Origin of the sequence: Pseudokineococcus basanitobsidens, from assembly GCF_037482545.1 — a bacterium.
GTDB classification, from domain to species: Bacteria; Actinomycetota; Actinomycetes; order Actinomycetales; family Quadrisphaeraceae; genus Pseudokineococcus; species Pseudokineococcus basanitobsidens.
Genome location: NZ_JBBIAA010000035.1, coordinates 19045 through 27392 on the forward strand (window position 1 = coordinate 19045; position 8348 = coordinate 27392).

Sequence of the window (8348 nt, forward strand, 5' to 3'; positions counted from 1 at the left end):
CCGTGACGGACACGTACCGACCCGGAGGAGCACCATGACGACCGAGGCCACCTGGACCACCGACAACGCCGGCATCCCCGTCGCCAGCGACGAGCACTCGATGACCCAGGGCCCCGGCGGGGGGACCCTCCTCCAGGACCACTACGTCATCGAGAAGATGGCGCAGTTCAACCGGGAGCGCGTCCCCGAGCGGGTGGTGCACGCCAAGGGCGGCGGCGCCTTCGGCACCTTCGAGGTGACCGGCGACGTCAGCCGGTACACCCGGGCGGCGCTGTTCCAGCCCGGGACCACGACCCGGATGCTGGCGCGCTTCTCCACCGTCGCGGGCGAGCAGGGGACGCCGGACACCTGGCGGGACCCCCGCGGCTTCGCGCTGAAGTTCTACACGACCGAGGGCAACTACGACCTCGTCGGCAACAACACCCCCGTGTTCTTCGTCAAGGACGCCATGAAGTTCCAGGACTTCATCCGGTCGCAGAAGCGGCTGCCGGACACGGGGCTCCGCAGCAACGACATGCAGTGGGACTTCTGGACGCTCTCCCCCGAGAGCGCGCACCAGGTCGTCGTGCTCATGGGCGACCGCGGGGTGCCGCGCACGTGGCGGCACATGAACGGCTACGGCTCCCACACCTTCCAGTGGATGAACGCCGACGGCGAGGCCTTCTGGGTCAAGTACCACCTCAAGACCGACCAGGGCAGCGAGTTCCTCGAGCAGGACGAGGCCGACCGGGTCGCGGGCGCCAGCCCCGACCACCATCGGCAGGACCTCTTCGCGTCGATCGCCGAGGGCGACTTCCCGAGCTGGACCATGTACGTCCAGGTGATCCCGCTCGCCGAGGCGGAGGGCTACCGGCACAACATCTTCGACGTCACGAAGACTGTGTCGCAGAAGGACTACCCGCTCGTCGAGGTGGGCCGGATGACCCTGGACACCAACCCGGAGAACTTCCACGCGCAGATCGAGCAGGCGGCGTTCGACGTCAGCAGCATGGTGCCCGGCGTCGGGCCGAGCCCCGACAAGATGCTCATGGGCCGGATGTTCAGCTACGCCGACGCGCACCGCTACCGGATCGGGACGAACTACACGCAGCTGCCGGTCAACGCGCCGCAGGCCCCGCTCGGCACGTACGCCAAGGAGGGGTCCATGGCGTACCGCTGGAACGACCCGAGGACGCCCGTGTACCAGCCGAGCAGCTACGCGGGCCCGCAGGCCGACCCGCAGCGCTCCGGCGAGACCCCGGGGTGGGAGGCGGGCGGCCGGACCGCCCGCAGCGCCTACGTCGACCACGCCGCGGACGACGACTGGAGCCAGCCGGGCACGCTCGTCCGTGACGTCATGGACGACGACGCGCGCACGCGGCTCGTGACGAACGTCTCGGGGCACCTCCTCAACGGGGTGACCGACCCGGTGCTCGAGCGCGCCTTCGAGTACTGGCGGAACATCGACAAGGAGACGGGCGACCGGATCGAGGAGGCGGTGCGCGAGCAGAAGCCCGCCTCGGCGCCGACGACCAGCGCGTCCCCGACGGCCCCGGGCGACGAGGCCGCCAAGCGCTGACGTCGCCGACGCGACGAGGGCCCCGGGAGCGACGGCTCCCGGGGCCTTCGTACGTCCGGCTCGCTGCGTCGCGTGCGCTCAGCCCGCGCGCAGCCGGGCGAGCGCCCGCTCCTCGGCGGGGATCCGGACCAGCAGGAGCAGGGCCGCGTTGAGCACGGTGAAGACGAGAGCGGTCACCCACGCGGTGTGGACGAGGGGCAGCGCGACGCCCTCGACCGCGACGACGACGTAGTTGGGGTGCCGCAGCCACCGGTAGGGGCCCCGCACCACGCGCCGCATGCCCGGGACGACGACGACCCGGGTGTTCCACTGCCGCCCGAGGGTCGCGACGACCCAGCCCCGGGTCGCCTCGGTGAGGACGAGGAGCACCAGCGCGGTCCAGCCGAGGAGCGGCACGAAGGGCCGGTCGGCGACGAGGACCTCGACGACGCACGCGAGGAGCAGCCCCGTGTGCAGGGCGACCATGACGGGGAAGTGCCCCCGGCCGGTCTCGAAGCCTCCGCGCCGCAGCGCCCAGGCGAGGTTGCGGCGCGAGATCGCCAGCTCGACCAGGCGCTCGACCCCGACGAGGACGACGAGGACGACGTAGAGGGCGGCGCTCACGCAGCCACCGCGGCCTCGGCCGCCGGCCACCGCAGGAGCACGAGCTCGGCGCAGAACCCGGGGCCCATGGCGAACATCAGGGCGTGGTCGCCCTCGGCGGGCGGCTGCGCCAGGGTCTCGGCGAGGACGTGGAGCACCGACACCGAGGACATGTTGCCGTTGGCGGCGAGGTTGTCCCACGAGCGGGCCAGTGCGTCGCCGGGCAGCCCGAGGACCTCGGTCACGGCGTCGAGCACCTTCGGCCCGCCGGGGTGCGCCACCCAGCGCGCCACGTCGTCCGTGCGCAGGTGGTGGCTCTCGAGGAAGCCCTCGACGTCCTCCGCGAGGTACCGGCGGACGACGTCGGTGACGCTCGTCGTCAGCACGATGCGGAAGCCGCTGCCGCCGACGTCCCAGCCCATCACGCCGGCGGTGTCGGGGTAGAAGCGGCTGCGGGCCCCCACGACCTCCGGACCGGGGAGGCCGAGCGCCGCCGCCCGACGGTCGCCGATCACGACGACGGCCGCGGCGCCGTCGCCGAAGAGCCCCGAGGCGACGAGGTTCGCCGTCGAGAGGTCGTCGTGCTGCACCGTCAGCGAGCAGAGCTCGACGCCGAGGAGCACCGCGACGGCGTCGGGGTCCCCCTTCAGGAGGTCGTGCACGCGGGCGACCCCCGCGGCGCCGGCGACGCAGCCGAGCCCGAAGAGCGGGAGCCGGCGCACGTCCGGCCGCAGGCCGAGCGGCTCGACGAGGCGGGCGTCCAGCGACGGCGCCGCGACCCCCGTCGTGCTGGCCAGGACGAGGAGGTCCACGTCCGCCGGGACCAGCCCGACCCGGTCGAGGGCCTCCCGGACGGCCCGCTCCCCGAGCTCGAGGCCGACGCGGACGTAGGCGTCGTTCGCGGCGCGGAAGCCGTCGAGCGCCGGGTAGTCCTCCAGCGGTAGCGCCAGGTGCCGCTCCCGGACCCCGGTGTTGCCGTGCAGGCGGTGCAGGAGCGCCCGGCGCGGGCCGTCGAGCGCGCCGGAGCGGGAGATGACCTGCGCGAAGGTGTCGGTGATACGGGCCTGGGGGTCCGTGCGGTCCGGCACCGCGGTGCCGACCGAGACGATGCGGGACATGCGGTAGGGCTCCCTCGCTGCAGCGGCGCTCGCGGTGCGCGGCGCGCCCCATCGTGCGGTGCCCCCGCGTGTGCGCGCGCGGCAGGGGGTGCCCCGTGCCCGCCGGTGGGCTCAGCCCACCCGCACCGGCGCGGCGCCCTCGACCTCGACGACGTCCCCGCGGGCGAGCTGCCGCCCGCGACGGACCTCGACCTCGCCGTTCACGCGGACGACGCCGGCGGCGAGCGCCTCCTTGGCGTCGGCACCGGTCTCGACGAGGGAGGCGAGCTTGAGCAGCTGCCCCAGCCGGATGTGCCCGTCCGTCGGCACCGCCGCGGCGCCCTCGCCACCCGTCGTCCCCGCGCCCCCGGCACCCGTGCTGCTGCGCTCACCGGCCATGCCCGCAGTGTGCTCCACCGTCGGGGGAGCACGCGGGCGACGGGAGCACCGGCAGGGCCGCGGGTGTTGGGGGGTGCGTGCTCGACGTGCCGATCTCCCTGCTCGACCGGGCCCGCACGCGGGTCGGCGAGCCCGATGCCCGGGCGCTGACCGGGGTCCTCGAGCGGGCCCGGGACGCGGAGCGCCTCGGGCTGCACCGCCTCTGGGTGGCCGAGCACCACGCCGTCCCGGGCCTCGCCGGGTCCGCGCCCGCCGTGCTGGCGGCGGCCGTGCTGGGGGTGACGTCCCGGCTGCGGGTCGGCACCGCCGGCGTCATGCTCCCCCACCACGCCCCGCTCGTCGTCGCCGAGCAGCTCGCGACCGTGGCCGCTCTGCACCCGGGCCGGGTCGACGTCGGCGTCGGCCGCTCCCCCGGCTTCACGGCGCCGGTCCGCCGGGCGCTGCGCCGCGGCCCGGCGGAGCCCGCCACCGCCGAGGACCCCGCCGCGGCCGACGACACCTTCGCGGCCGACGTCGCCGAGCTTCGTGACCACCTGGCGGGCCGGGCGGCCGTGACGTCGCGCCCGCAGGTGGGGCCCCTGCCGCTGCTGGTGCTCGCGACCGGCGGCGGTCTGCGCGTCGCGGCCCGCCTGGGCCTGCCGGTGGTCGTCGGCGGCCCCCTCGTCGCGGCCCTGCTCGGCGAGGACGCCGGGGCGGCGGCACGGGCCCGAGAGGCCCTCGCGGACTACCGGAGATCCTTCCGACCTGCCGAGGACGCCGGGGCGGTCGACCGACCCGCGGTGCTGCTCGCCGTCGACGTCCTCCTGGCCGACGACGAGCGCGAGGCGGCCGACCTGGCGCTGCCGGAGGCGTGGGCCAGGGCCGAGGCGCGCTCCACGGGCAGCTTCCCGCCCCTGCGGCCCGTCGCGGAGCTGCGGCGGCGGACGGCCACCGGCGCCGTGCGACGGCACCTGGACCACGCGCTCGCCGCGGTGGTGACCGGGACGCCGGACGACGTCGCGGGACGGCTGCAGCGGGTCGTGGGCACCGCCGGGGCGGCCGAGCTCGTCGCCACCTCCAGCACGGCGGACCGGCGGGCGCTGGCCCGCTCCGACACGCTGCTCGCCGCCCTGGCCCGTCGCGGGCCCGACCGCAGCCCGCCGCGCTGACCCCCGCCCGCTGCCCCTCGTCGTCGGCCTCCCCGCGGCGCGCGCCGCCCGACGACGAGGGCCTCCGCGGCCGGCCCGAGGACGACGAGAGCCCGCCCCCCGGTGCGGGGGACGGGCTCTGCTCTCGCGCGGAGGTCGGCGCGTCAGTCGCTGCTGATCTGGAGCCGGAAGCGGTCGCGGCCGGTGTGCATCTCCCAGAGGTGCTGGGCCAGCACGGCCGGGTCCTTCTCGTCGTCGCCCTCGACGATCTGGCCGCCGATGACGAGCTGGGCGACGTGGATGCCCTCCTCGCCCAGCTTCTCGTGCAGCAGCTGGAGGTAGGCGGCCTGGCCGGCGAAGGCGACGCTCGTGCCGGTGACGGCCTGGCCCGGCGTCACGGCGGAGCCCCCGTTGACGAAGAGGAAGGTGCCCTTGCCCTCCCCGAGGAAGCGCATGCCCGGCAGGACCTGGTGCACGGCGGCGACGGGGCCGTAGATCGAGAACTCCACCGGCCCGCGCAGGTCCTCCGGCGTCGTCTCGAGGACGGGGCGCATGAAGTCCTTCTGGGGCAGCGGCTGGTACTGCAGCACCTCGATCGGGCCGAGCTCGGCGGTCGCGCGCTCGAGGGCGCTGCTGATCGACGCCGGGTCCCGCACGTCGGCGGCGAAGCCCTTGGCGTGGATCCCGTCCTTCCCGAGGTCGTCGGCGAGCGTGTCGACGTGGGACTGCGTGCGGGAGATCAGCGCGACGGAGAAGCCCTCCGACCCGAAACGGCGTGCGACAGCGGCGCCGAGGCCGCGCCCTGCTCCGATGATGGCGATGGTGGTCATGCCCGTGGCCAACCGGTGGGCCCACCGGGCTGTTCCGGGCGCCGCTCAGCCCTCGTCCGCCGTCGGAGCAGCGGTGCCGCAGCACGGCTCAGGCGGGCACCACGCGGAGCTCGAGGGAGTCGACGGCCTGCGCGACGACGTCGGCGGCCGCGAGGCGCTGCTGGACGCGGGCCAGCAGCGCGTCGAGCGCCGCCCGGTCCAGGCCGGGGGCGCACGCGAGCACCACCGCGGTCTCGGCCCGGCGGCCGCGCTCGAGCCGCGCCGCGGCGACGGCCGCCTCGCCGGCCACGGCCGCGCGGAGGACGCCGGCGACGTCCTGCCGCTCCCAGGACGGCACCCACGGCTGCTGCCGGGCCAGCGCCTCGACCGCGGGCCGGGGCACGACGAACGGACGCTCCGCGCCGGGGTCGAGCAGCAGGAGCGCGCAGCCCTCGCCGGCCGCGGACAGCGCCGCCCGCTCCACCTCGGCCGGCACCGGCCGGGCGTCCGCGCGCCAGGCCGCGAGCGCGGCCGTGGACGTGAAGACGGGCAGCGCCCGGCGCCCGTCCGGCGCGGTGAGCGTGACGACGGCCATGTCGGCGCCCGCGTCGCCGCCCTCCGCCGTCGGCTCCCCGCCGGCGGCGACGGCCACCACCGGCACGAAGACGCGCGTGCCGGCGAGCGCGGCCACGACGCCGGCCGGACCGTGCTCGTCGCGGGCGTCGAGAGCCGCGACGACCGCGGGGTCCGCCGTGCCGTCGTCCCCGGCGAAGGGGCTCGGCGTCAGCGTCCGGCCCGCCCACGGGACGCCGCCGGAGTCGGCGCCGCCCGGGACGCCATGGCCGGCGGGGGTCACGGCCGCCCGGCGACGTCCAGCGCCTCGGCGAGGGTGAAGGCACCGGCGTAGAGCGCCTTGCCGACGATGGCGCCCTCGACGCCGGCGGGCACGAGCGCCCGGAGCACGGCGAGGTCGTCCAGGCTCGACACGCCCCCGGAGGCGACGACCGGTCGGTCGGTGGCCGCGCAGACCTGCTCCAGCAGAGCGGTGTTCGGCCCCTGCAAGGTCCCGTCCTTCGTCACGTCGGTCACGACGTAGCGGGCACACCCGTCGGCGTCCAGGCGCGCCAGCACCTCCCAGAGGTCCCCGCCCTCCTGCGTCCAGCCGCGGGCGGCCAGGGTCGTGCCCCGGACGTCGAGGCCGACGGCGACGCGGTCGCCGTGCTCGCCGATCGCCCGACGGGTCCAGGCCGGGTCCTCCAGCGCGGCCGTGCCGAGGTTGACGCGGCGGCACCCCGTGGCGAGGGCCCGTTCGAGGGAGGCGTCGTCGCGGATGCCGCCGGAGAGCTCGACGGCCACGTCGAGGCGCCCGACGACGTCGGCGAGCAGGTCGGCGTTGGAGCCCCGGCCGAAGGCGGCGTCGAGGTCGACGAGGTGGACCCACTCCGCGCCGCCCTCCTGCCAGGCCAGCGCCGCCGCGAGCGGGTCGCCGTAGCGGGTCTCGGAGCCGGCCTCTCCCTGGACGAGGCGGACGGCCTGGCCGTCCGCGACGTCGACGGCGGGCAGCAGCTGCAGGCGGTCGGCGGCCGCGGCGCCGTCGGCCCGGGAGGGCTCGGCGGAGGCGGCGTCGGGCGTCGTGGTCACCGGCCCATCCTGGCAGCCCGCCGCGGCGGACCGGTCAGCGCGAGAGCGCGTACGGCACGAGGTAGAGGCCCGCGGCGACCAGCGAGACCAGCGCCAGGACCCCGACCACGACGGCGCCGCGCCGCACGCCCTGACGGCCGAGCGACAGCATGCCGCCGAGCAGGAAGGCCGCGAGGACGGCGAGGACGAGACCGAGGACGAGGTCGCTCACGCCGGGCCCCTCGCCGTCCCGACCGCGTCGTCGAGCGAGGCGACCCAGCGGCGGAGCAGTCGCTGGCCGGCGTCGCCCGACTTCTCGGGGTGGAACTGGGTGGCCGACAGCGGGCCGTCCTCGACGGCGGCGACGAAACGCACGCCGTGCTCGGCCCAGGTGACCCGGGCGCTCGCCGGCCCCGTCCAGCGCTGCACGGCGAAGGAGTGGACGAAGTAGTAGCGCTCGTCGGGGTCGGGCTCCGCCCCGAAGAGCGTCGACCCGGCCGGCGCCTCGACGGTGTTCCACCCCATGTGCGGGACGACGCCGCTGGGGAGCCGGGCGACGTCACCCGGCCACAGGCCGAGACCCGCTGCGGCGGAGGCCTCGTCGGCCGCGTGCTCGAGCCCGCGGCCGAACAGCACCTGCAGGCCGACGCACACGCCGAGCACGGGCCGCCCCGCGGCCAGGCGCTCCGCGACGACCTCGTGGCCGCCCACCGCGCGCAGGTCGCGCGCCACGGCCGCGAAGGCCCCCACGCCGGGGACGACGAGCCCGTCGGCGGCCAGGGCGGCGCCCCGGTCCCCCGTCAGCGTCACGTGCGCCCCCGTCGCCTCGAGCGCCCGGACGGCCGACCGGACGTTGCCGGAGCCGTGGTCGAGGACGACGACGCGCGGGGAGGCCACGTTCTCGAGCCTAGAGGCGGCAAGGGCACGGGTGGGCCCGTGGGCTTTGGTCCGAGCCTCGCTCATGACCCGGCGGGTCAGCTCCAGCGTCTCGCGGTCAAGTCACCACCGGTGGTTCATGATCTCGTCGGGACGCTGAGGTCGAAGGGATACGGCCGTCGCCGACGGCTCCGTCGCTGCTTCACATGGCCCGCGTCCACCGGGACGGCTCTCCGGGCGGGTCAGACATCCCAGGGGCTGGGGATGTCAAGCGGCGGCC

Annotated in this window: 10 protein-coding genes; 2 read left to right on the forward strand and 8 right to left on the reverse strand. The window is 76.4% G+C overall.

From position 1 onward, the window contains the following. The first annotated feature begins 34 nt into the window (after window positions 1–34). Window positions 35–1558 (forward strand): catalase, encoded by a 1524-nt coding sequence (locus WDZ17_RS16190; RefSeq protein ID WP_339576216.1) that lies wholly within the window; start codon window positions 35–37, stop codon window positions 1556–1558. A 78-nt stretch (window positions 1559–1636) separates the two neighbouring features. Here the strand turns inward: WDZ17_RS16190 and WDZ17_RS16195 are convergent, their stop codons facing one another. The 3 genes from WDZ17_RS16195 to WDZ17_RS16205 all read right to left on the reverse strand — a co-directional run bounded on the left by WDZ17_RS16195 (window position 1637) and on the right by WDZ17_RS16205 (window position 3636). Continuing rightward, window positions 1637–2161: an isoprenylcysteine carboxyl methyltransferase family protein gene (locus WDZ17_RS16195; protein ID WP_339576217.1), complete on the reverse strand. Its 525-nt coding sequence runs from the start codon at window positions 2159–2161 to the stop codon at window positions 1637–1639. Continuing rightward, entirely contained in the window at window positions 2158–3258 is a 1101-nt protein-coding gene (locus WDZ17_RS16200) for a type III polyketide synthase (RefSeq protein WP_339576218.1), read from the reverse strand. The genes WDZ17_RS16195 and WDZ17_RS16200 overlap by 4 nt, the downstream gene beginning before the upstream one ends. A 111-nt stretch (window positions 3259–3369) precedes the next feature. Beyond that, window positions 3370–3636 carry an RNA-binding S4 domain-containing protein gene (locus WDZ17_RS16205; RefSeq protein WP_339576219.1) on the reverse strand — a complete coding sequence of 89 codons (267 nt, stop codon included), beginning with the start codon at window positions 3634–3636 and terminating at the stop codon, window positions 3370–3372. Window positions 3637–3713: 77 nt separating this feature from the next. Here WDZ17_RS16205 and WDZ17_RS16210 point away from each other — a divergent pair, with 77 nt between their 5' ends. Then, the gene (locus tag WDZ17_RS16210) at window positions 3714–4784 is read left to right on the forward strand and encodes an MsnO8 family LLM class oxidoreductase (protein WP_339576220.1); all 1071 of its coding nucleotides are present in this window, start codon (window positions 3714–3716) and stop codon (window positions 4782–4784) included. Between the two features lie 143 nt (window positions 4785–4927). Here WDZ17_RS16210 and WDZ17_RS16215 read toward each other — a convergent pair whose 3' ends face one another. The 5 genes from WDZ17_RS16215 to hisH all read right to left on the reverse strand — a co-directional run bounded on the left by WDZ17_RS16215 (window position 4928) and on the right by hisH (window position 8089). After that, window positions 4928–5593 carry an SDR family NAD(P)-dependent oxidoreductase gene (locus WDZ17_RS16215; RefSeq protein WP_339576221.1) on the reverse strand — a complete coding sequence of 222 codons (666 nt, stop codon included), beginning with the start codon at window positions 5591–5593 and terminating at the stop codon, window positions 4928–4930. A gap of 88 nt (window positions 5594–5681) precedes the next feature. After that, window positions 5682–6428, reverse strand: a complete 747-nt coding sequence (locus tag WDZ17_RS16220; RefSeq protein ID WP_339576222.1) for an SseB family protein — start codon at window positions 6426–6428, stop codon at window positions 5682–5684. Further along, a complete protein-coding gene (priA, locus tag WDZ17_RS16225) occupies window positions 6425–7144 on the reverse strand; it encodes a bifunctional 1-(5-phosphoribosyl)-5-((5-phosphoribosylamino)methylideneamino)imidazole-4-carboxamide isomerase/phosphoribosylanthranilate isomerase PriA (RefSeq protein ID WP_422632015.1) in 720 nt (239 codons plus the stop codon). The genes WDZ17_RS16220 and priA overlap by 4 nt, the downstream gene beginning before the upstream one ends. 103 nt (window positions 7145–7247) lie before the next feature. Then, complete coding sequence (locus tag WDZ17_RS16230) at window positions 7248–7424, reverse strand: hypothetical protein (RefSeq protein WP_339576224.1); 177 nt, start codon at window positions 7422–7424, stop codon at window positions 7248–7250. Next, entirely contained in the window at window positions 7421–8089 is a 669-nt protein-coding gene (gene hisH, locus WDZ17_RS16235; protein ID WP_339576225.1) for an imidazole glycerol phosphate synthase subunit HisH, read from the reverse strand. The genes WDZ17_RS16230 and hisH overlap by 4 nt, the downstream gene beginning before the upstream one ends. Between the last annotated feature and the right edge of the window lie 259 nt (window positions 8090–8348).

What these genes read in the sequence shown, in the direction of transcription:
- WDZ17_RS16205 (WP_339576219.1), bottom strand. Translation starts at nt 3,636, where the DNA reads ATGGCCGGTGAGCGCAGCAGCACGGGTGCCGGGGGCGCGGGGACGACG.
- WDZ17_RS16200 (WP_339576218.1), bottom strand. Translation starts at nt 3,258, where the DNA reads ATGTCCCGCATCGTCTCGGTCGGCACCGCGGTGCCGGACCGCACGGAC.
- WDZ17_RS16190 (WP_339576216.1), top strand. Translation starts at nt 35, where the DNA reads ATGACGACCGAGGCCACCTGGACCACCGACAACGCCGGCATCCCCGTC.
- WDZ17_RS16215 (WP_339576221.1), bottom strand. Translation starts at nt 5,593, where the DNA reads ATGACCACCATCGCCATCATCGGAGCAGGGCGCGGCCTCGGCGCCGCT.